Raw genomic sequence first — 20977 nt, forward strand, 5'->3', positions numbered from 1 at the left:
CACCCCGCGGCGGGCCGCAGACATAATACGGCCCATGCCCCAAATTCAACTGACTCCCGCCGAGCGCCGGGAACAACGCGCCAATGCCCACCACCTGGACCCCGTCGTCCTGATTGGCGGCGATGGCCTGACCCCCGCCGTCAAGAAGGAGATCGACGCCGCCCTGAATGCCCACGGGCTGATCAAGGTGCGTGTTTTCAATGACGACCGCGCGGCCCGCGAGCTGATGTACCAGCAGATCACGGCCGACCTCAACGCCGCCCCCATCCAGCACATCGGCAAGCTGCTCGTGCTCTGGCGCCCTCAGCCCGTCAAGGAGCGCGTGGTCGATGAAGACCGGATGCCGGGTCCGCGCGACGTCAAGGTGCTGAAGTTCAGCAAGCGCGGCGGCCAGCGTCCCGAAATCAAGCAGCTGCGCGTGCTGGGCAACCAGCGCCTGACCTCGGGCGGCCAGATCAAGCGCGCCAAACCCAAGCAAAAGTCGATCAAGAAGCGCCAGGCAGACTGATGATCCCCCCCGCAGTCTCTGCAGTACCCGCAGCTTCTGCAGCGCCTGCCGGCATGGCCGCCCACGCGCGCCACATCCTCTGCATGAAGTGGGGCACGAAGTACGGCCCCGAATATGTCAATCGGCTGTACGCGATGGTTCGGCGGCACCTGCGTGGCGATTTCCGCTTCGTCTGCCTGACCGACGACAGCGCCGGCATCCGCAGCGAGGTGCAGTGCCTGCCCATCCCCGCGCTCGATCTGCCACCCGGCATTCCCGAGCGGGGCTGGACCAAGCTGGCCACCTTCAGCCAGGACCTGCACGGGCTCCGCGGCACGGCCCTGTTCCTGGATGTGGACGTGGTCATCACCGGCAGCCTGGACGATTTTTTCACCCAGCCGGGCGAATTCCTGATCATCCATGACTACAAGCGCCCCTGGCGCGTCACGGGCAATTCATCGGTCTACCGGTTCGAACTGGGAGCGCACCCTGACGTGCTGGCACACTTTCGCGCCCACTTCGCAGAAATCCGCGCACAGTTCCGCAACGAACAGGCCTACCTGTCGGACTTTCTGCACCGGCAGGGCAAGCTGCAGTACTGGCCCGCAGCGTGGTGCCCGAGCTTCAAGTACCACGGCATACCGCCCTGGCCCACCAACTACTGGCGCGCGCCGTTCGTGCCGCCCGGTGCGCGCATCGTGATCTTTCACGGGGAGTGCAATCCACCGGACGCACTGGCGGGACGGCGCAACCGCCGCTTTCGCTACATTCGCCCCGCCAGCTGGGTGGCGGAACACTGGCACGAGTAGGCGGCGTCGGCGCTGGCGCTGGCCGAGCCGCCGCGGTGCATGCGCTTCAGGCTCCGGCGGAGCCGCCCCCGGTGGGCGTCTGAGGGTCGTGGCGAAGCGTTTGCCACAGCACGGCCAACGCACAGCACCATTGCAGCGCGTACATCACTGTTCCCACGCCGTGCCACACGCGCAGATCCTGCCGCGCCACGATGCGCGGTGCCACGCCAAACTGCGTGAGCAGTGCCAGCAGCATGCCGCCCAGTATGAAAACCATAGCAGCTTGCGCCCATGGGTACTGCGCTGCAGCCTGCCTGGGCCTGGAGACCAGCAGCAGCACCAGGCAGCAGGCCACCGCCACCCAGGTCTGTGCCGCAAACAGCCTGGCCGCCATGTTGCCCGCCACCGTCGGCGACGGGAGGTGGGCAAACAGCATGGGCACGACCAGAAAGCCGATGGTGGTCAGGCTTCCCCACCACAGGGCGGCCACCAGGGCAGGAAGGCGATGGAGCATGCCGCGCCTGTTCACTGGTAGCTGACCGCCACCACCTCATAGCGGCGAACGCCGCCGGGCGCCAGCACTTCGGCGGTATCGCCCTCTTCCTTGCCGATGAGCGCACGGGCGATGGGGCTGGAGATATTGATCAGGCCCTGCTTCAGGTCGGCCTCGTCCTCGCCCACGATCTGGTACTTCACGGTGTCGCCAGACTCTTCATCTTCCAGCTCGACCGTGGCGCCAAAGACCACCTTGCCCCCCCCGTCGACGGCACTGGGATCGATGACCTGCGCGACCGAGAGCTTGCCCTCGATCTCCTGGATGCGGCCCTCGATGAAGCCCTGGCGGTCCTTGGCGGCGTCGTAGTCGGCGTTTTCGCTGAGGTCCCCCTGCGCACGCGCTTCGGCGATCGCCGTGATCACCGCGGGCCGTTCCACGGTCTTGAGGCGGTGCAACTCTTCCTTGAGCTTTTCAGCGCCGCGCTTGGTAATCGGAATGGTGGCCATTCTGTCGAGTCTCCATAAGTCAAAACGGTGAAAGCGCCAAGGCACTTCCACCGGTCAGTCACCACGTCACGCCCGGGCTGTGCCGGACTTCGTGAATGGCAAGTCTACAAAAGGAAACCGCCGCACGTTGCCGCGCGGCGGTGTCTGTTCAGGCGAAGATTATGCCGCTTTTGCCGGGGCTCAGGCGACCAGTTGGGCGTGCAGCTCCTGCACTGAATAGACGTCGAGCTTGTCCAGGTACTTCATGCCTTCCACCGCCGCTTCGGCGCCGAAGATGGTCGTGAACGTGGTCACGCGGGCCAGCAGCGACGAGGTGCGAATCGCACGCGAGTCTGCAATCGCGTTGCGGCGCTCTTCCACCGTGTTGATGACCATGACGATCTCGTTGTTCTTGATCATGTCCACGATGTGCGGACGGCCTTCCGTGACCTTGTTGACCACCACCACCGGGACGCCCGCCTCGGCGATGGCCGCAGCGGTGCCCTTGGTCGCCACCAGGTCAAAGCCCAGCGCCACCAGCTGGCGGGCAATGTCCACCGCACGGGGCTTGTCGTTGTTCTTCACGGTGAGGAATACCTTGCCCGACGTCGGCAGCTTGGTGCCCGCGCCCAGCTGGCTCTTCACGAACGCTTCCCCAAAGGTCTTGCCCACGCCCATCACCTCGCCGGTGGACTTCATCTCGGGGCCGAGGATGGTGTCCACGCCGGGGAACTTGACGAACGGGAACACGGCCTCCTTCACGCTGAAGTAGGGCGGCGTCACCTCCTTGGTGATGCCCTGCGAGGCCAGCGTCTGGCCGGCCATGCAGCGCGCGGCCACCTTGGCCAGCTGGATGCCCGTGGCCTTGGAGACGAACGGCACGGTGCGCGAGGCGCGGGGGTTCACTTCCAGCACGTAGATCACGTCCTTGCCGTCCACTTCCTGGATGGCGAACTGCACGTTCATCAGGCCCACCACGTTCAGGCCTTCGGCCATGGCCGCGGACTGGCGCTTGAGTTCATCGACCGTGGCCTGCTTGAGGTAGTACGGCGGCAGCGAACAGGCGGAGTCGCCCGAGTGCACACCGGCTTGTTCGATGTGCTCCATCACGCCACCGATGAAGGTCTTGCCCTCGGGGTCGCGCAGGCAGTCCACGTCGCACTCGATGGCATCGTTCAGGAAGCGGTCCAGCAGCACGGGCGAGTCGTTGCTCACCTTCACGGCCTCGCGCATGTAGCGCTCCAGGTCGCGCTGCTCGTGCACGATTTCCATCGCACGGCCGCCCAGCACGTAGCTGGGGCGCACCACCAGCGGGTACCCCAGGGCGGCGGCCTTTTCCAGCGCCTCGGCCTCGGTGCGGGCCGTGGCATTGGGGGGCTGGCGCAGCCCCAGGTCGTGCAGCAGCTTCTGGAAGCGCTCACGGTCCTCGGCGGCATCGATCATGTCGGGGCTGGTGCCGATGATGGGCACGCCCTCTGCTTCGAGGCCCAGCGCCAGCTTGAGGGGAGTCTGGCCGCCGTACTGCACGATCACGCCAGTGGGCTTTTCCTTGTCCACGATTTCGAGCACGTCTTCGAGCGTGAGAGGCTCGAAGTACAGGCGGTCCGAGGTGTCGTAGTCCGTGGACACGGTTTCGGGGTTGCAGTTGACCATGATGGTCTCGTAGCCGTCCTCGCGCATGGCCAGCGCGGCGTGCACGCAGCAGTAGTCGAACTCGATGCCCTGGCCGATGCGGTTGGGGCCGCCCCCGAGCACCATGATCTTCTTGTTGTTGGTCGGCTCGGCCTCGCACTCGTCCTCGTAGGTCGAGTACATGTAGGCGGTGTTGGTCGCAAATTCGGCGGCGCAGGTGTCCACGCGCTTGTACACCGGGCGCACGTTCAGCGCGCGGCGGGCTTCGCGCACGGCTTTTTCCGTCGTCTTGAGCAGCTTGGCCAGGCGGCGGTCCGAGAAGCCCTTCTTCTTGAGCGAGCGCAGCGTGCCGGCATCCAGGCTGGCCAGTGCCGCATCGCCCTTGTCCACGGCCAGCTGGTCCAGCTCCAGTTCGATCTTCACGATCTCTTCGATCTGCACCAGGAACCACTTGTCGATCTTGGTGAGGTCATACACCTCGTCCACGGAGAGGCCCATGGCGAACGCATCGCCCACGTACCAGATGCGCTCGGGGCCGGGCTCGCCCAGCTCCTTTTCGAGCACTTCACGGTCCTGGGTCTTCTCGTTCATGCCGTCCACGCCCACTTCCAGGCCGCGCAGGGCCTTCTGGAAGGACTCCTGGAAGGTGCGGCCCATGGCCATGACCTCGCCCACCGACTTCATCTGCGTGGTCAGGCGGCTGTCGGCCGTGGGGAATTTCTCGAACGCGAAACGCGGGATCTTGGTGACCACGTAGTCGATGGAGGGCTCGAACGACGCGGGCGTGGCGCCGCCGGTGATCTCGTTCTTGAGCTCGTCGAGCGTGTAGCCCACGGCCAGCTTGGCGGCGACCTTGGCGATCGGAAAGCCCGTGGCCTTGGACGCGAGGGCCGACGAACGCGACACGCGGGGGTTCATCTCGATGACGATCATGCGGCCGTCCTTCGGGTTCACCGAGAACTGCACGTTGGAGCCGCCCGTGTCCACGCCGATCTCGCGCAGCACCGCCAGGCTGGCGTTGCGCATGATCTGGTATTCCTTGTCGGTCAGCGTCTGCGCGGGGGCCACGGTGATCGAGTCGCCCGTGTGCACGCCCATGGGGTCGAGGTTCTCGATGGAGCAGATGATGATGCAGTTGTCCGCCTTGTCGCGGACCACTTCCATCTCGTACTCCTTCCAGCCGAGCAGCGACTCCTCGATCAGCAGCTCGTTGGTGGGCGAGGCTTCCAGGCCGCGCTTGCAGATGGTCTCGAACTCTTCGGGGTTGTAGGCAATGCCGCCGCCCGTGCCGCCGAGCGTGAAGCTGGGGCGGATCACGGTGGGGAAGCCCACGCTCTTCTGGACGGCCCAGGCTTCGTCCATGCTGTGGGCAATGCCGGAGCGCGCGGAGCCCAGACCGATCTTGGTCATGGCGTCCTTGAACTTCAGGCGGTCCTCGGCCTTGTCGATGGCTTCGGGCGTGGCGCCGATCAGCTCGACCTTGTACTTGTCGAGCACGCCGTTGTGCCACAGGTCCAGCGCGCAGTTGAGCGCGGTCTGGCCGCCCATGGTGGGCAGGATGGCGTCGGGGCGCTCCTTGGCGATGATCTTCTCGACCGTCTGCCAGGTGATGGGCTCGATGTAGGTCACGTCGGCCGTGGCCGGGTCGGTCATGATCGTCGCGGGGTTGCTGTTGATCAGGATGACCTTGTAGCCTTCCTCGCGCAGGGCCTTGCAGGCCTGCACGCCGGAGTAGTCGAACTCGCAGGCCTGGCCGATGATGATCGGGCCGGCGCCGATGATGAGAATGCTTTTGATGTCTGTGCGTTTTGGCATGGTGCGTCGATCAGTCGATCGTGGGTTCGGCTGCCTGGGGGCTGGGGGTCGGGGCAGAGGCTGCTGCGTCCGATGGCGGGCGCCGCTCGGTCAACTTGGCAAGCAGCGCCTGGGCCCGTTCGGGAGGAAGGTTCTTCTGCATCAGCTGCAGCAGGCCGTCGCCCTGGATCAGCGGGCGCAGGACCTCTTCTTCCGCGTCATAAAACGTCACTTCCCATTCCTGCAGCAGCTCTGCGAAGGCGGCATCGTCCAGGGTCTTGCCCTTGGCCACCAGCGTGACGAGGGGCATGGCCTTGTTCTCGACGAACGCCTTCTTGTAGGGCTTTTGCGCCCAGCGTTCCGTGAACCACTCGCGGTGGGGCGATGGCAGGGTCAGGACACGCTTGTGGATCGCCTTTTCCAGCGATGCGAGGGGAAAGCTGAACAGTTTCATGGCGCTATTCCTTCCCGGGTTCAACCGGCTTTCGCCGCGCGCATGGCATCGGTGAATCGGTCGAAAAGGTAGGCGATGTCGTGCGGCCCGGGGGAAGCCTCAGGGTGGCCCTGGAAGCAGAATGCCGGCTTGTCCTTGTGGACCAGCCCTTGCAGCGTGCCGTCGAACAGGCTGATGTGCGTGGCGCGCAGGTTGGCAGGCAGCGATTCCATGTCCACCGCGAAACCGTGGTTCTGGCTCGTGATGCTCACGCGGCCGGTGTCCAGGTCCTTCACGGGGTGATTGGCCCCGTGGTGGCTGTGGGTCATCTTGAATGTCTTGGCGCCGGCGGCCAGGGCCATGATCTGATGACCCAGGCAGATGCCGAACGTGGGCACGCCGCTGTCCACGATGGTGCGGGTGGCGGCAATGGCGTAATCGCAGGGCTCCGGATCGCCGGGGCCGTTGGACAGGAACACGCCATCGGGCTTGAGTGCCAGCACATCGGCGGCGGGCGTCTTGGCAGGCACCACGGTGACCTTGCAGCCACGCTCGGCCAGCATGCGCAGGATGTTCTTCTTCACGCCGAAGTCGTACGCCACCACATGGAACTGCGGCGCCGCGAGTTCGCCGTAGCCCGAGCCCAGCTTCCACTCGGTCTGCGTCCACTCGTAACGCGACGCCGTGGTCACCACCTGGGCCAGGTCCAGCCCGGCCATGTTGGGGGCGGCCTTGGCCTTGGCGATGGCTTCGTCGATGAGCGCCTGCGTGACCGGCTGCCCGGCGGCCAGTCCGATGATGGCGCCGTTTTGCGCACCCTTGCTGCGCAGCAGGCGCGTGAGCTTGCGGGTATCGATGTTGGCGATGGCCACGGTGTTCTCGCGCACGAGGTACTGCGAGAGCGTTTCCGTGGAGCGGAAGTTGCTGGCCAGCAGGGGCAGGTCCTTGATGATCAGGCCCGCGGCATGGACCTTGTCGGCTTCGATGTCCTCCACGTTGACGCCGTAGTTGCCGATGTGCGGATACGTCAACGTGACGATCTGCTGGCAGTAGCTGGGGTCGGTGAGGATTTCCTGGTAGCCGGTGATCGCGGTGTTGAACACCACTTCGCCGACGGTGGTGCCGGTGGCACCAATCGAATTGCCGATAAAGACCGTGCCGTCTGCGAGCGCCAGGATGGCGGGCGGGAAATTTCCCTGTAGAGACAAAAGCACTGGGTTCTCCGGATGGTTACGGTCGCCCGGCGCCTGCAGGCCACTCGTGCACGCAAAGGTACGCAAGTGCCGGTGGCTGCTCTCAGATGGGTTGTTGCTTTGGGTGCGGTCGGGCGACGCTGTTGCGAGAAAAGCTCCCGATTATACCCATCGCGGCGCATTCACTCACAAATGCATGCCTTGCATAACCTTGTTACGTAAGCAAGTGTTCCAGGCATTTCAGGTGACAACGGTCCGCCTAGACTTTGCCCGACGCCTCCCGCCACTCCCACAGAGAACCCTCCCGATGCGCACTTTTCTCCGCCCTCTTGCCCTTTCCCTGGCCGGCCTGTGCGCCGCCGTCGCCGCCCAGGCCCTGGAACTGGCCAGGTACCCCCAGGTCTTCGTGGCCCCCCAGGGGGTGGAAGTGGTGCTGGCGCCCAGCGCGGATGGCAAACAGGCCCTGGTGCGCGTGAGCGGCATCAACGATCCCATTGACCAGGTCGTGTTCCTGAGCCAGCTGGAGCAACAGGGCTCCGCGCGGGAGGTCTATGCCACCCGGCTCGACGGCCGCAGCTACGGCCTGCTGCAAAAGCAGAGCCACGCCTATCGCCACGGCGAGCAGTATGTGGTGTACCTGCCCGGCAAACGCGATGGCCTGCCGCTGTCCTTCAGCGAGGAAAAGAGCAAGGCCTTCAAGCTGGCGGACCTGCAGGCGAGCTACCAGAGCCAGCAAAAGCAGGGCGTGCAGGAAAAGCTGGCCCGCTTTGACCGCAGCAAGCGCCTCGCGGGGGCGCAGGCCGAGCTGGCCAGGGCCGACCAGGAAGCCTCCGCGGCCTGCGGCACGCCGGTGAAGACCACGGTCGACTGGAGCACGATCGATGACGAGAAGCTGCAGACCTTGAGCATCGGCAGCTTCTGCGGCGTGGTGGCCTCGGAGCTGGACTCCATGTGCCGCAACACGCCTGCCTTCAAGAGCACGGCGTCCGGGCTGGGCCAGGTGCAGTGCAGGTTCGCGCCACAACTCAAGATCCGCGTGGAAAACCAGCAGGTGCTGTTCAGCACCGAGAAGGATGCGCCCAACCAGGGCGATTTCGTGCGCCAGTTCCTGCGCAACCTCTAGAAAACGAGAGAAGACGGGCCTTCTGCGGCCCCCCGGAGCCGGCTGCGAAGGGAGGTGTTCAGCGCCCGGCGCCGCTCGCATGCAGGCAGATCGCCGCCGCCGCCGCGACGTTCAGCGACTCCTCGCCACCGGGCTGCGCGATGCGGATGCGCATCGCAGCCCGCTCCTCCAGCACGGCGGAGACGCCCTGCCCTTCATGGCCCATGACCCATGCGCAGGGCCAAGGCAGCGCGGCCCGGTGCAGCCAGCCCCCGGCGTGCGAGCTGGTCACCAGCATGGGCACCTTCAGGGACTGGAGTTCGCCGTGCTCCACGCCTTCGATCAGGTCCAGCGCGAAATGCGCGCCCATGCCGGCGCGCAGCACCTTGGGGGACCACAGGGCGGCGCTGCCCTTGACGGCGACCACCTGACGGAATCCGAATGCCGACGCGCTGCGCAGGATGGAACCCACATTGCCGGCGTCCTGCACCCGGTCCAGCACGACGGTGGCGGCGTCCGTGCGCAATGCGGCGGCAGCGGGCAGATCGATGATGAAGCCCATGCGGGCAGGCGACTCCAGACCGCTGATGTCGGCAAACAGGGCATCGGCGAGCACTATGGTTTTCATAGCTGCTTGCGCCCATTCCACTTGCGCCTGAGGCCAAAAAGACTCGGAAAATACCGCGATCGATGCCCGCTGGCCCCGTTCCAGGGCGGCGCGGCAGAGGTGGTCACCCTCCAGCCACACCCTGCCCTGCTTGCGGTAGGCGGTGGTGTCCTGCGCGAGCCGGCGCAGTTCCTTCACGAAGGTGTTGTCCCGCGAATGGATCGCGGTGATGGACGGAGAGGTCATGGGGCGAGCAGGTTCCGTCAGGCAAGCAGGCTCTGCGCCACGGGCGCAAAGGAACGCCGGTGATGGACGCAGGCCCCGTGCTCGCGCAAGGCGGCCATGTGCACCGCGGTGCCATAGCCCTTGTGGCCGGCAAACCCGTACTGCGGAAACTCTTCATGCACCTGCACGCACCAGCGGTCGCGGTGCACCTTGGCCAGGATGGAGGCGGCCGAGATGGCCGGCACCAGCGCATCGCCCTTGACGATGGCCTCGGCCTGGATGCCCAGCGTGGGCAGGCGGTTGCCATCGACCAGCACCATGACGGGCTTCAGGCGCAGCCCCATCACGGCCCGCCGCATGGCCAGCAGCGTGGCCTGCAGGATGTTGAGCTGGTCGATCTCTTCCACGCTGGCCTCGGCAATGCTGCAGCACAGCGCCTTGGCACGGATTTCGTCGTAGAGTTTCTCGCGCCGGGCAGGCGTGAGCTTCTTGGAATCGGCAAGGCCGGCGATCGGATTGAGGTCATCCAGGATGACCGCGGCCGCCACCACGGGCCCCGCCAGCGGGCCGCGGCCCGCCTCGTCCACGCCGGACACAAGACCCGGCGGGTGCCATGGCAGGCAGGCCTGTTCAGGCAGCTGGGTGAAGGATTTTCTGGATCGCATCGGCAGCCAGTTGGGGGGTATTGCGTTGCAGGCTTTCGTGCAGCGCCGTAAAGCGCTGCTCCAGGGCCGTGATTTTCTCAGGATTGTGCTGGCGCGCATCCAGCCATTGCAGCGTTGCCGCGCAGAGCGCCTGGGGTGTCGCGGCATCCTGGATCAGCTCGGGGACCACGAATTCTCCGCAAAGGATATTGGGCAGCCCCACCCAGGGCTGCAGCTGCTTGCGGCGCATGAGCCACCAGCTCAACGGGTGCATGTGGTAGCCGATGACCATGGGACGCTTGAACAGCGCCGCCTCCAGCGTCGCGGTGCCGCTGGCGATCAGCGTGGCGTCGCAGGCGGCCAGCACGGCATGGGACTGGCCGGACACGATCTGCACCGCCCCACCCAGACCCGCGGCCCGTGCCGCCTGCACGATGCGCTCCCGCAGCGCCGGCACGGCAGGAACTATCAATTTAATAGCTGGACGCGCTTTCAAGACAAGCGCTGCAGCCTCAAAGAAAGGCTGTGTGATGTAGGCGATCTCCGAGGAGCGGCTGCCCGGCAGAATGGCCAGCACCTCGTCGGCATCCTGCAGGCCGAGCTGGGCGCGGGCGGCAGCGCGGTCCGGCACCATGGGAATCACGCCGGCAAGCGGGTGGCCCACGTAGGTCGCCGCAATGCCGTGCCGCGCCAGCAGCTCGGGCTCGAACGGAAAGATGCACAGCACGTGGTCGGCGCTGCGGCGTATCTTCTCGACACGGTCCGCGCGCCAGGCCCAGATCGACGGGCACACGAAGTGCACGGTCTTGACGCCCGCGGCACGCAGGTCGGCCTCCAGCTTCAGGTTGAAGTCAGGCGCATCCACGCCGATGAACACGTCCGGACGCTCCTTGAGCAGCCGCTCACGCAGTTGCTTGCGAATGCCCAGCAGCTCGCGCAGGCGGCGCAGCACCTCCATGCTGTACCCATGCACGGCGAGCTTCTCGCTGGGCCACCAGGCGGCAAAACCCCGGCGCTGCATCTGCGGGCCACCAATGCCGCAGGACTGCAGGCCCGGCCAATGGGCCTGCATGCCGTCGATCAGCAGGCCGGCAAGGAGGTCGCCGGAGGTCTCGCCCGCCACCATGGCGACGCGGGGGGAAGCCTTCATCATTGCCCCTCAGCGCGCGATGCCGCGCGTGGAGGTATCCAGGAAACCCAGCATCATGGCGATGTCGGGCGCAGCCTCCGGATGGGCGGCTGGCAACTCGGCCACGCCTGCGCGTGCGGCCTCCAGTGTCAGCCCCTGGCGATAGAGCAGGCGGTGCATCTGCTTGATGCCCGCCACACGCTCTGCCGAGAAGCCCCGGCGGCGCAGCCCGACGATGTTGAGGCCGCGCAGCGCCAGCGGATTGCCGTCGGCCAGCATGAAGGGGGGCACATCCTGCGACACGGCGCTGGCAAAGCCGACCATGGCATGGGCACCGATCGAGACGAACTGGTGAATGCCGGTGAGCCCGCCGATGGTGACCCAGTCGGCAAGGTGCACATGGCCTGCCAGCGTGGTGTTGTTGGAGAGCGTGGTGTGGTTGTCAACGCGGCAGTCGTGCGCGATGTGGGTGTACGCCATGATCCAGTTGTCGCTGCCCACGCGCGTGATACCGCCGGCTCCCGGCACACCGAGATTGAAGGTGCAGAACTCGCGGATCACGTTGCGGTCGCCGATGACGAGTTCGGTCGGCTCGCCCGCGTACTTCTTGTCCTGCGGCACGGCACCCAGCGATGCGAACTGGAAAATGCGGTTGTCGGCGCCGATCGTGGTGCGCCCTTCGATCACGCAGTGCGGCCCCACCGTGGTTCCCGCCCCGATCACCACGTCGGGACCAATCACCGTGTAGGGGCCCACCGTGACCGTGGGATCCAGACTGGCGCCTTGCGCGACTATGGCCGTGGGATGAATATTGCTCACGATCTGCAAGTCTGAGCGGATCAACCCACGCTGCGCATGGTGCACATGAGTTCGGCCTCGCAGGCCACTTCCTCGCCCACGCTGGCCACGCCCTTGAACTTCCAGATGCCGCCGCGCACGCGGTCGATCGTGATGGAGAGAATCAGCTGATCGCCCGGCTCCACCGGCCGCTTGAAGCGCGCGCCATCGATGCCGACGAAGTAGTAGATGTTGTTTTCATCGGGCACCTTACCCATCGCGTCGAACGCCAGCAGGCCGGCGGCCTGCGCCAGGGCCTCGAGGATCAACACACCCGGCATCACCGGGCGCCCTGGAAAGTGCCCCATGAAATAAGGCTCGTTGAACGTCACGTTCTTGATCGCCTTGATGCGGGTGTTGCTCTCAAGCTCGATCACTTTGTCCACCAGCAGGAACGGGTAGCGGTGGGGCAGTTGCTTGAGAATTGCGTGGATATCCATCATCGAGTTGTTCTTCCGTTCATGCTGCTTTCAGAGCTTGCTCCAGCGCCTTGATGCGCTCTCGCAAGCTGTGCAGTTGTTTGAGTGTTGCAGCGTTTTTTTCCCAACGCGCATTGTCGTCGATGGGAAACATGCCCGTGTATTGCCCAGGCTGGCTCAAAGAGCGCGTGACCACCGTGGCGGCAGAGATGTGCACGTTGTCCGCCATCTCCAGATGGCCCAGCACGATGGCGCCGCCGCCCACGGTGCAGTGCGCGCCAATGGTCGCGCTGCCGGCCACGCCCACGCACCCCGCCAGGGCAGAGTGCTTGCCGATGCGCACGTTGTGCCCGATCTGGATCAGGTTGTCGAGCTTGACGCCGTCTTCGATGACGGTGTCCAGCAGCGCACCACGGTCGATGCAGGTGTTGGCGCCGATCTCGACATCGTCGCCAATGTGCACGGCCCCCAGTTGCTCGATCTTGACCCACTGCCCGTTCTCGGGCGCAAAACCAAAGCCGTCGGCGCCGATCACCACGCCGGGGTGCACGATGCAGCGCGCGCCGATGCGGCAGCCCTCGCCCACCGTGACACGGGACTTGAGCACGGTTCCTGCGCCAATGCGCGCACCGCGTTCCACCACGCACAGGGGACCGATGGTGGCGGTGGCATCGACCTGCGCCGACGGGTCCACCACCGCGCTCGCGTGCACACCGCCCTGCACTGCGGGGGCATTGAGCCGGCGCCAAAGCTGCGTGGCCCGCGCGAAGTACACGTAGGGGTTGTCCGCCACGATGCAGGCGCCACGGGCCAGGGCGGCATCGCGCATGGCAGGCGCCACAATGACACAGGCCGCCCGGGAGGCGGCCAGTTGCTGTTGGTAGCGGGGGTTGCTCAGGAAACTGAGGTCTCCCGGCCCTGCAACCTCCAGGGGCGCGATGCGGGAAATGACGGCATTCCGTGCCGCACCTCCTTCCAGCGAGCCACCGAGCGCATCAACTATGTGCCCGAGAAGCAAGCTCACGCGCCACCTGTCCAGCGCTGGGGCTTACTTGCCGGCAGCGGCATTCAGCGCCTTGATCACCTTGTCGGTGATGTCGTGCTTGGGGTTGATGTAGACGGCCTCCTGCAGGATCACGTCGTACTTCTCCGCCTCTGCCACCTGCTTGACCACCTTGTTCGCACGTTCGAGCACCTGGGACAGTTCCTCGTTCTTGCGGGCGCTCAGGTCTTCCTGGAATTCGCGGCGCTTGCGCTGGAATTCACGGTCCTGGTCCACCAGCTGGCGCTGGCGGGTGGTGCGCTGGCTTTCAGCCATCGTGGGAGCTTCGCGTTCGAACTTCTCCGTGGCGGTCTTCAGGGTGTTGCCCATGTCCACCAGTTCTTTCTCACGGCGGGAGAATTCCTGCTCCAGCTTGGCCTGTGCAGCCTTGGCGGTGCTGGCCTCGCGGAAGATGCGGTCGGTGTTGACAAACCCGGCTTTGAACTCTTGCGCTTGTGCAGGCGCTGCGATGGCAAGCGTGCCAAGCAGCAGGGCCAGAGAGATATGGCGAGAAAAGGATTTCATTAGAAAGACGTTCCAATCTGGAATTGCAGTTTCTGGATTCTATCGCCGGCGAACTTGCGCACCGGTTGCGCAAAGGCCAGGCGCAACGGACCCAGCGGGGAAATCCAGCTCAGGCCCAGGCCGACGGAGGAACGCATGTCACTGAAAGTAACTTTTTCGTTCTCTCCGTACACATTACCCACATCAAAGAAGGTGAATACACGCAGTGTCCGGTCGTTGCCCGCGCCCGGGAAGGGTGCGATCAGCTCCGCGTTCAAGGTGACCTTCTTGGGCCCCCCCAACGACGCGCCCGTCACGTCACGCGGCCCCAGCGTACCCTGGTCGAAGCCGCGCACGGATCCCAGCCCCCCCGAATAGAAGTTCTTGAACACGGGGAACGGCCTGCCGTTCATACCCTTGCCGATGCCCACCTCGCCGTTGAAGGCGATGGTGAAGCGCTTGTTCAGCGGCACGTACTGCTGGTACTGGTAGTTGGCCCGTACATAACGGGCATCCCCTGCCACCGACCATTCTGAATTGAGGCGCTGATAGCGGCCGGAATTCGGCGCCAGAGCGCTGTCGCGGTCGTCCCGCGACCAACCGATCGTCAAAGGAATGGAGGTGCTGCTGTAGCCAAACTGGTCGGCATAGGCCAGGTAGGTGGCGGGAATGTTCGTACCCGCCTTGATCTTGGTCTGCTCCAGCCCCCCACCAAAGAACACGGTATCGGTTTCACTGAACGGAACACCGAATCGCACCGACGTTCCGGTGGTCACCAACTCGTAGTTGCCGCCCTGGTCTTCGTAGGGCTTGTCCGTGCGGTAGTACACATCCAGCGTGCGCGAGATGCCTTCCGGCGTGAAGTATGGATTGGTGGTGCTGAACACCAGCGTGCGACGGTACTTGCTGGTGTTGACATCGATGCCCAGGTAGTTGCCGGAACCAAAGATGTTTTCCTGCTTGATGCCGAACGACAGCGACACCTTTTCGGCGCTGGAGAAACCCACCCCCATCTGCAGCGAGCCCGTGGGCTTTTCCGCCACGTTGATCACGAGGTCGACCTGGTCGGGGGAACCCGGCACTTCCTGGGTTTCCACATTGACTTCGGTGAAGAAGCCCAGGCGGTCCACGCGGTCGCGCGACAGGCGGATCTTCTCGCCGTCGTACCACGAGGCTTCGTACTGGCGGAATTCACGGCGGATCACTTCATCGCGCGTGCGGTTGTTGCCGCTCACGTTGATGCGGCGCACATAGGCGCGGCGCGAAGGTTCGGCCTGCAGCACGAAAGCGACCCGGTTGTTTTCGCGATCGATTTCGGGCACGGCTTCCACGCGCGCGAAGGCGAAGCCAAAACGCGAGAAATACTCTGAAAACGCCTTGGTCGTTTCCGTGACCTGGTCCGCGTTGTAGGGCTCGCCCGCGCGGATGGTGACCAGGGACTTGAACTCGTCTTCGCGGTCCAGGTAGTTGCCCTCCAGCTTGACGCCCGAGACCACGTAGCGCTCGCCTTCCGTCACGTTGACGGTGATGGAGATGTCCTGCTTGTCGGGCGAGATGGCGACCTGCGTGGAGTCGACCCGGAACTCCAGATACCCGCGCTGCAGGTAGTACGAACGCAGCGTCTCCAGATCGGCATTGAGCTTGGCGCGCGAGTAGCGGTCCGACTTGGTGTACCAGCTGAGCCAGCCCCCGGTGTCCTGGTCGAACAGGCCTTTGAGCGTGGATTCACTGAAGGCCTTGTTGCCGACGAGGCGCACTTCCTTGATGCGGGCAGGCTCGCCCTCGACCACGGTGAAGGTCAGGTTGACGCGGTTGCGCTCGATCGGCGTCACGGTGGTGACAACCTCGGCGCCGTACAGGCTCTTGTTGATGTACTGGCGCTTGAGCTCCTGCTCGGCGCGGTCCGTCAACGCCTTGTCGTAAGGCCGGCCCTCGGTGAGTCCGACATCGCGCATGGCCTTCTTGAGCGCGTCCTTGTCGAACTCGCGCGTGCCGGCGAAGTCAACGTCGGCGACGGTGGGCCGCTCTTCCACCACCACCACCAGCACGTTGCCGGCCGCCTCCAGGCGCACGTCCTTGAACAGGCCCAGTCCGAAAAGAGCGCGGATGGCCGCGGCGCCCTTCTCGTCGTTGTAGTCGTCACCAACCCGCAGCGGCATGGAGGCAAACACGGTGCCGGGCTCCACGCGCTGCAGGCCCTCGACGCGGATGTCCTGCACCTTGAAAGGCTCCAGAGCCCATGCCGCATTGGCGGCAAAAATCATGGCTGCAACGGCCGATGCGGTACGCACGCCCAGGCGATTGATGTGTTTTTTCATGAATGAAGCTGGAGCCGCAGTTGCAGGGCAAGCGCGGCAAAAGTGTTAGCCAAAGAGCCGGGTGATATCGTTGAACAGGGCAATGGACATCATGAGAAGCAGGACCGCAACGCCTCCACGCTGCAGGCGCTCCATCCATGCATCCGACACCCCCCTGCCCGTGACACCCTCCCAAAGATAATACATCAGGTGCCCTCCATCCAAGACAGGCAGCGGCAGCAGGTTGAGCACGCCCAGGCTCACGCTGATCAGCGCAAGGAAGACAAGGTACTGCGAGAGTCCCAGGCTGGCGGAGCGCCCTGCGTAGTCGGCGATCGTCAGGGGGCCGCTGAGGTTCTTGAGCGATGCCTCGCCGATCACCATGCGCCCCATCATCCGAAGCGTGAGGATGGATACATCCCAGGTCTTGACCACGCCGGCCCAGGCCCCCTCGAACACGCCATATTCCACCGTCACGAATTCAGGGGGGGCCCCGACATACGCCCCGATGCGGCCGACGGAGGCGCCCAGTTCCGGCTTGGCCTCGGGCAACACGTCCACGCTCAGCACCTGGCCTGAGCGATCAATGCGCCAGGACTGTGCCAATGGCTCGCTTCCCCGCACCGACTGGCGGATCAGCTCGCGCAGCTGCTGGCCGTCCACCACGTCGCTGGCACCGATTCTGAGCACCACGTCCCCCTGGCGCAATCCAGCGCGGGCTGCGGCCCCGTCAGGCATGACTTCGCCCAGCACCGGCCGCGTCCACGGCCCCAGGATGCCGATCTTGCGAAACAGCTGGGCGTCCGCCTCCCGGCTGTCGATCTTCGACATGTCCAGCAGGATTTCCCGGTGCACGGCGCCCGACTGCGGCTGCACGTCGAGGCGCACGTTCACACCCTCCAGCGCACCGCGCGTGAGCAGCCAGCGCAGATCTTCAAACGACCGCACGGGCTCCATCTCGTCCGACCCCAGCGCTGCCTGCGCGACCAGCTCGCCGCCCCGCAGGCCGGCACTCTGCGCGACGGACCCGGCCACCGGACTGGCGAGCACCGCCTTGGGCTCGTCCACCCCGTTCCAGTTCACAATGGAATACAGCAGCACCGCCAGCAGCAGGTTTGCCAGCGGCCCCGCGGCCACGATGGCCGCGCGGGAGCGCAGCGGCTGGGTATTGAAAGCCAGATGCCGCTCCTCGGCGGCCACGGGCGCTTCCCGCTCGTCCAGCATGCGCACATAGCCCCCCAGCGGAAAAGCCCCCAGCACGAACTCCGTGGGCGACCCCTTGGGCTGCCAGCGCAGCAATGGTTTGCCAAAGCCCACCGAGAAGCGCAGCACCTTGACCCCGCACGCCACGGCCACCCGGTAGTGGCCATATTCGTGCACGGCGATCAGAAGGCCCAGGGCCACGATGAAGGCAACGATGGTAAGGAGCATGTACGGGTCCGTGGTGCTGTGAGAACTCAGGCCGCCAGGCGGCCCGCGGCGTGCTCGGCAGCATTGCGTGCCTGGGCATCCAGGTCCAGCAGGGCTTCGAGGGAATCCGGCTTGGAGGGAGAAACCGCGTCCAAAGTTGCAAGATTCACGGCATGGATACGGTCGAAACGCAGCCGCCCCGACAGGAAGGCCCCGACCGCGACCTCGTTGGCGGCGTTCAATACGGCGGTCGTGCCTTCGGCCGCCTTGAGCGCCTGCCAGGACAGGTGCAGCCCGGGAAAACGGGCCGCGTCGGCATCCTCAAACGCCAGCGCCGTCAAGGCAGAGAAGTCGAGCCGGCTGGCACCGCTGGCGATGCGCTCCGGCCAGGCCAGGCCGCAGGCGATCGGCACGCGCATGTCGGGGGTACCGAGCTGGGCGAGGATCGATGCATCCTTGAACTGCACCATCGAGTGGATGATCTGCTGCGGATGGATCACCACCTTGATCTGGTCGGGGTGCAGGTCGAACAGCCAGCGCGCCTCGATCACTTCCAGCGCCTTGTTCATCATGGTGGCCGAATCCACCGAGATCTTGCGGCCCATCGAGAAATTGGGGTGCGCGCAGGCCTGGTCGGGCGTGATCTGCGAGAGCGTGGACGGATCCCGCTGGCGGAAGGGACCGCCAGACGCGGTCAGCAGGATGCTGTCGACGCGTTCGGCCCAGGTCGCCGGATCTTCGGGCAGGCACTGGAAAATCGCGGAATGCTCGCTGTCGATGGGCAGCAGCGTCGCGCCGCCCTCGCGCACGGTCTGCATGAACAACCCGCCGCCCACCACCAAGGCCTCCTTGTTGGCCAGGAGCAGCCGCTTGCCCGCGCGCGCTGCAGCCAGGCACGGCGCCAGGCCGGCAGCGCCCACGATGGCCGCCATCACGGCATCCACGTCAGGGTGGGATGCTATTATTTCAAGAGCATTTTGCGCTTGAAGGACTTGCGTTGGAAGGGCATTTGCCTGCAGTCTTTCAGCCAGCAGCGCCGCATGGGGGGCACTCGCCATCACGGCGTAGCGGGGGCGGAACTGCGCGCACTGCGCCAGCATCAGGTCCACCTGGGTCGCGGCACTGAGCGCGAACACCTCGAAGCGCTCGGGATGGCGGGCCACCACGTCGAGCGTGCTGGTACCGATGGAGCCCGTGGAACCCAGGACAGTCAGTCGTTGTTTCATCATTGCGTTGTCAGGCTCGTGAGCATCATGGCCAGCGGCAGGGTGGGCAGCAAGGCGTCCACCCGGTCGAGCACGCCACCGTGCCCGGGCAACAGGCCGCTGCTGTCCTTCACGCCCGCGCTGCGCTTGATGAGGGACTCCACCAGGTCACCCGACACGCTCATGGCCACCATGAACAGGGCCGCGATCACGAGCAGCCACCAGCCTTGCTGCGCCATGCGGCTGTAGAAGCTGGGAACGGCCGCCTGCCAGTGGGCATCGGCGGCCACCCAGATGAATGCCATGGCCAGCACGCCGGCAAGGCCGCCCCACACGCCCTCCCAGCTTTTGCCGGGACTGATGGAAGGGGCCAGCTTGCCCTTGGTGAAGCGCAGGCCAAAAGCACGGCCCGCGAAGTACGCGAAGATGTCGGCGACCCACACCAGCAGCAGCACCGACAGCAGGAAGTTGACGCCCACGTTGCGCGCCTGCACGACCGCCAGCCACGCAAGCCAGAGGGCCAGCACCCCGGCCACCAGGCGCACCGCCGCCGGAATGCGAGGCCAGCCGGGCACGCCAGCCCTGAGCAGCCAGGCCGCGGACAGCACCCAAAGGCCACCCCCCGCCACCCAGAGCCCCGCCAGCGGGCGGTCAATCCAGCCCAGGGCCCACGACCCGGCGCACAGGGCGACGCACGCGCCCCCCACCGCCACGGAGCCCGCCTGTCCGAAACCGCTCAAACGGCCCCATTCCCAGGCGCCAGCCGCCATGAGCACCAGCACCACCAGGGTGAACGGGACGGTGGACGATGAATAAAAAAGCGCCGGCAGCAGAATGGCCAGCAGGACAAGGGCTGTGATGACGCGCTGTTTGAGCATGGGGCCTTTCAGCCCGGCATCGGATGGGGATGCGCGGACAGGATCTGTTCGGAGGTTTTGCCAAAACGGCGCTCGCGGCCGCCAAAGGCAGCAATCGCCTCATCCAGCGCCGACTCGTCGAAATCCGGCCACAGCCGGTCGCTGAAGAAGAACTCGGAGTATGCGGCCTGCCACAGCAGAAAGTTGCTGATCCGCATTTCCCCCCCGGTGCGGATCACCAGGTCCGGATCGGGCACATGGGCCAGACCCATCGCACCGTGCAGGCTGGCCTCGGTGATGGGCTCGCCGCGCGCTGCCAGCGATGCGGCGGCCTGGGCGATGTCCCAGCGGCCGCCATAGTTGAAACAGACGTTGAGGACGAGGCGGGTGTTTTGCGCCGTGGCGGCTTCTGCCTGCGCCAGGCCATCGCGCACCTTGGGCGACAGGCCGGCACGCTCACCCACGAAATACAGGCGCACGCCATCCTTCTTGAGCTGCGGCACTTCGCGTGCCAGCGCCATCGCCAGGAGTTCCATGAGGCCAGAGACCTCATCCGCCGGGCGGTTCCAGTTTTCGGACGAGAACGCGAAGACGGTCAACACCCCCACGCCACGCTGCACGCAGGCGCGCGCGCAGCGGCGCAGTGAATCAACCCCTTGCTTGTGGCCGGCCAGGCGCGGCAGAAAGCGGCGCGTGGCCCAGCGGCCGTTGCCATCCATGACGATGGCGATGTGGTGCGGCACCACCGGAGATACAGACATGTGAACGTTCAAGCCCTCAAGGCTTAAACCGCCATGATTTCCTGCTCTTTGGCCGCCACCAGCGCATCGATCTCGGCGATGTGCCTGTCGGTGAATTTCTGCACGTCGGTTTCGGCGCGCTTCTGGTCGTCTTCGGACGCCAGCTTGTCCTTGACCAGCTTCTTGACGGACTCGTTGGCATCGCGGCGCAGGTTGCGCACGGCGATCTTGGCGCTTTCGCCTTCATTGCGGGCCAGCTTGGTCATTTCCTTGCGGCGCTCTTCGCTCATGGGTGGCATGGGCACGCGGATGAGATCGCCCATGGACGCGGGGTTCAGGCCCAGATCGCTTTCGCGGATGGCCTTCTCGATCTTGGCGCCCATGCCCTTTTCCCAGGGCTGGACACTGATGGTGCGCGAATCGATCAGCGCCACATTGGCCACCTGGCTCAGGGGCACGAAGGAGCCGTAATACTCGACCTGCACGGTGTCGAGCAAGGCGGGGTTGGCACGGCCGGTGCGGATCTTCTGCAGGTTGTTCTTGAACGCCGCGATGGACTGGTCCATCTTGGTCTCTGCATTCTTCTTGATGTCGGCAATCGTCATGTTTTCTCCTCGGGGCCGGCCTGCATCCGGTGCAGGCCGCAAGCCA

General features: G+C 65.4%; 21 protein-coding genes. 3 read left to right on the forward strand and 18 right to left on the reverse strand.

Annotated elements, in window-relative coordinates; all coding sequences use genetic code 11:
* The first annotated feature begins 34 nt into the window (after positions 1-34).
* Positions 35-508: a YhbY family RNA-binding protein gene (locus tag KW843_RS24075; protein ID WP_218297678.1), complete on the forward strand. Its 474-nt coding sequence runs from the start codon at positions 35-37 to the stop codon at positions 506-508.
* 53 nt (positions 509-561) lie between these two features.
* Positions 562-1296, forward strand: coding sequence for a glycosyltransferase (locus KW843_RS24080; protein WP_218297759.1), 735 nt, complete (start codon positions 562-564; stop codon positions 1294-1296).
* A gap of 46 nt (positions 1297-1342) precedes the next feature.
* On the opposite strand, the gene KW843_RS24085 is transcribed toward KW843_RS24080, so the two are convergent.
* The 5 genes from KW843_RS24085 to carA all read right to left on the reverse strand — a co-directional run bounded on the left by KW843_RS24085 (position 1343) and on the right by carA (position 7329).
* Positions 1343-1789, reverse strand: coding sequence for a DUF4149 domain-containing protein (locus KW843_RS24085; RefSeq protein ID WP_218297679.1), 447 nt, complete (start codon positions 1787-1789; stop codon positions 1343-1345).
* Between the two features lie 11 nt (positions 1790-1800).
* Complete coding sequence (greA, locus tag KW843_RS24090; protein WP_218297680.1) at positions 1801-2277, reverse strand: transcription elongation factor GreA; 477 nt, start codon at positions 2275-2277, stop codon at positions 1801-1803.
* Positions 2278-2457: 180 nt separating this feature from the next.
* A complete protein-coding gene (gene carB, locus KW843_RS24095) occupies positions 2458-5703 on the reverse strand; it encodes a carbamoyl-phosphate synthase large subunit (protein ID WP_218297681.1) in 3246 nt (1081 codons plus the stop codon).
* A 10-nt stretch (positions 5704-5713) separates the two neighbouring features.
* A complete protein-coding gene (locus tag KW843_RS24100; RefSeq protein WP_218297682.1) occupies positions 5714-6136 on the reverse strand; it encodes a hypothetical protein in 423 nt (140 codons plus the stop codon).
* 20 nt (positions 6137-6156) lie between these two features.
* The gene (gene carA / locus KW843_RS24105; protein WP_218297683.1) at positions 6157-7329 is read right to left on the reverse strand and encodes a glutamine-hydrolyzing carbamoyl-phosphate synthase small subunit; all 1173 of its coding nucleotides are present in this window, start codon (positions 7327-7329) and stop codon (positions 6157-6159) included.
* A gap of 286 nt (positions 7330-7615) precedes the next feature.
* On the opposite strand from carA, the gene KW843_RS24110 reads away from it, so the two are divergent.
* The gene (locus KW843_RS24110; RefSeq protein WP_218297684.1) at positions 7616-8431 is read left to right on the forward strand and encodes a hypothetical protein; all 816 of its coding nucleotides are present in this window, start codon (positions 7616-7618) and stop codon (positions 8429-8431) included.
* A gap of 58 nt (positions 8432-8489) precedes the next feature.
* Here the strand turns inward: KW843_RS24110 and KW843_RS24115 are convergent, their stop codons facing one another.
* From KW843_RS24115 to frr, 13 genes are read right to left on the reverse strand one after another with little or no spacing between them, the layout of a single operon-like run.
* Positions 8490-9263, reverse strand: a complete 774-nt coding sequence (locus tag KW843_RS24115; protein WP_218297685.1) for an RNA methyltransferase — start codon at positions 9261-9263, stop codon at positions 8490-8492.
* Positions 9264-9280: 17 nt separating this feature from the next.
* Complete coding sequence (rnhB, locus tag KW843_RS24120) at positions 9281-9907, reverse strand: ribonuclease HII (RefSeq protein ID WP_218297686.1); 627 nt, start codon at positions 9905-9907, stop codon at positions 9281-9283.
* On the reverse strand, positions 9873-11036 hold the full coding sequence (lpxB, locus tag KW843_RS24125; RefSeq protein ID WP_218297687.1) for a lipid-A-disaccharide synthase: 1164 nt from the start codon (positions 11034-11036) through the stop codon (positions 9873-9875). Before lpxB ends, rnhB begins: the two co-directional genes overlap by 35 nt.
* Positions 11037-11045: 9 nt before the next feature.
* The gene (lpxA, locus tag KW843_RS24130) at positions 11046-11834 is read right to left on the reverse strand and encodes an acyl-ACP--UDP-N-acetylglucosamine O-acyltransferase (RefSeq protein ID WP_218297688.1); all 789 of its coding nucleotides are present in this window, start codon (positions 11832-11834) and stop codon (positions 11046-11048) included.
* A 20-nt stretch (positions 11835-11854) separates the two neighbouring features.
* On the reverse strand, positions 11855-12295 hold the full coding sequence (gene fabZ, locus KW843_RS24135) for a 3-hydroxyacyl-ACP dehydratase FabZ (protein ID WP_010457855.1): 441 nt from the start codon (positions 12293-12295) through the stop codon (positions 11855-11857).
* Positions 12296-12311: 16 nt separating this feature from the next.
* Complete coding sequence (gene lpxD, locus KW843_RS24140) at positions 12312-13295, reverse strand: UDP-3-O-(3-hydroxymyristoyl)glucosamine N-acyltransferase (RefSeq protein WP_218297689.1); 984 nt, start codon at positions 13293-13295, stop codon at positions 12312-12314.
* 24 nt (positions 13296-13319) lie between these two features.
* Complete coding sequence (locus tag KW843_RS24145; protein WP_218297690.1) at positions 13320-13838, reverse strand: OmpH family outer membrane protein; 519 nt, start codon at positions 13836-13838, stop codon at positions 13320-13322.
* Positions 13838-16135, reverse strand: a complete 2298-nt coding sequence (gene bamA / locus KW843_RS24150) for an outer membrane protein assembly factor BamA (protein WP_218297691.1) — start codon at positions 16133-16135, stop codon at positions 13838-13840. The genes KW843_RS24145 and bamA overlap by 1 nt, the downstream gene beginning before the upstream one ends.
* A gap of 45 nt (positions 16136-16180) precedes the next feature.
* On the reverse strand, positions 16181-17545 hold the full coding sequence (gene rseP, locus KW843_RS24155) for an RIP metalloprotease RseP (protein ID WP_218297692.1): 1365 nt from the start codon (positions 17543-17545) through the stop codon (positions 16181-16183).
* Positions 17546-17571: 26 nt separating this feature from the next.
* Entirely contained in the window at positions 17572-18750 is a 1179-nt protein-coding gene (ispC, locus tag KW843_RS24160) for a 1-deoxy-D-xylulose-5-phosphate reductoisomerase (protein WP_218297760.1), read from the reverse strand.
* Entirely contained in the window at positions 18750-19607 is an 858-nt protein-coding gene (locus KW843_RS24165) for a phosphatidate cytidylyltransferase (protein ID WP_218297693.1), read from the reverse strand. The genes ispC and KW843_RS24165 overlap by 1 nt, the downstream gene beginning before the upstream one ends.
* A gap of 8 nt (positions 19608-19615) precedes the next feature.
* Entirely contained in the window at positions 19616-20347 is a 732-nt protein-coding gene (gene uppS, locus KW843_RS24170; RefSeq protein WP_218297694.1) for a polyprenyl diphosphate synthase, read from the reverse strand.
* A 23-nt stretch (positions 20348-20370) separates the two neighbouring features.
* Entirely contained in the window at positions 20371-20931 is a 561-nt protein-coding gene (gene frr, locus KW843_RS24175; protein ID WP_218297695.1) for a ribosome recycling factor, read from the reverse strand.
* Between the last annotated feature and the right edge of the window lie 46 nt (positions 20932-20977).

It is taken from the genome of Acidovorax sp. sif1233 (genome assembly GCF_019218755.1).
Taxonomy (GTDB): Bacteria; Pseudomonadota; Gammaproteobacteria; order Burkholderiales; family Burkholderiaceae_C; genus Acidovorax.

Excerpts from the sequence above, each read along its gene's own strand:
- lpxB (WP_218297687.1), bottom strand. The coding sequence starts at position 11,036 with ATGAAGGCTTCCCCCCGCGTCGCCATGGTGGCGGGCGAGACCTCCGGC.
- bamA (WP_218297691.1), bottom strand. The coding sequence starts at position 16,135 with ATGAAAAAACACATCAATCGCCTGGGCGTGCGTACCGCATCGGCCGTT.
- KW843_RS24115 (WP_218297685.1), bottom strand. The coding sequence starts at position 9,263 with ATGACCTCTCCGTCCATCACCGCGATCCATTCGCGGGACAACACCTTC.
- KW843_RS24110 (WP_218297684.1), top strand. The coding sequence starts at position 7,616 with ATGCGCACTTTTCTCCGCCCTCTTGCCCTTTCCCTGGCCGGCCTGTGC.
- greA (WP_218297680.1), bottom strand. The coding sequence starts at position 2,277 with ATGGCCACCATTCCGATTACCAAGCGCGGCGCTGAAAAGCTCAAGGAA.
- KW843_RS24145 (WP_218297690.1), bottom strand. The coding sequence starts at position 13,838 with ATGAAATCCTTTTCTCGCCATATCTCTCTGGCCCTGCTGCTTGGCACG.
- rnhB (WP_218297686.1), bottom strand. The coding sequence starts at position 9,907 with ATGCGATCCAGAAAATCCTTCACCCAGCTGCCTGAACAGGCCTGCCTG.
- fabZ (WP_010457855.1), bottom strand. The coding sequence starts at position 12,295 with ATGATGGATATCCACGCAATTCTCAAGCAACTGCCCCACCGCTACCCG.
- carB (WP_218297681.1), bottom strand. The coding sequence starts at position 5,703 with ATGCCAAAACGCACAGACATCAAAAGCATTCTCATCATCGGCGCCGGC.
- KW843_RS24100 (WP_218297682.1), bottom strand. The coding sequence starts at position 6,136 with ATGAAACTGTTCAGCTTTCCCCTCGCATCGCTGGAAAAGGCGATCCAC.
- ispC (WP_218297760.1), bottom strand. The coding sequence starts at position 18,750 with ATGAAACAACGACTGACTGTCCTGGGTTCCACGGGCTCCATCGGTACC.
- KW843_RS24085 (WP_218297679.1), bottom strand. The coding sequence starts at position 1,789 with ATGCTCCATCGCCTTCCTGCCCTGGTGGCCGCCCTGTGGTGGGGAAGC.
- KW843_RS24075 (WP_218297678.1), top strand. The coding sequence starts at position 35 with ATGCCCCAAATTCAACTGACTCCCGCCGAGCGCCGGGAACAACGCGCC.
- KW843_RS24080 (WP_218297759.1), top strand. The coding sequence starts at position 562 with ATGGCCGCCCACGCGCGCCACATCCTCTGCATGAAGTGGGGCACGAAG.
- frr (WP_218297695.1), bottom strand. The coding sequence starts at position 20,931 with ATGACGATTGCCGACATCAAGAAGAATGCAGAGACCAAGATGGACCAG.
- KW843_RS24165 (WP_218297693.1), bottom strand. The coding sequence starts at position 19,607 with ATGCTCAAACAGCGCGTCATCACAGCCCTTGTCCTGCTGGCCATTCTG.
- rseP (WP_218297692.1), bottom strand. The coding sequence starts at position 17,545 with ATGCTCCTTACCATCGTTGCCTTCATCGTGGCCCTGGGCCTTCTGATC.
- uppS (WP_218297694.1), bottom strand. The coding sequence starts at position 20,347 with ATGTCTGTATCTCCGGTGGTGCCGCACCACATCGCCATCGTCATGGAT.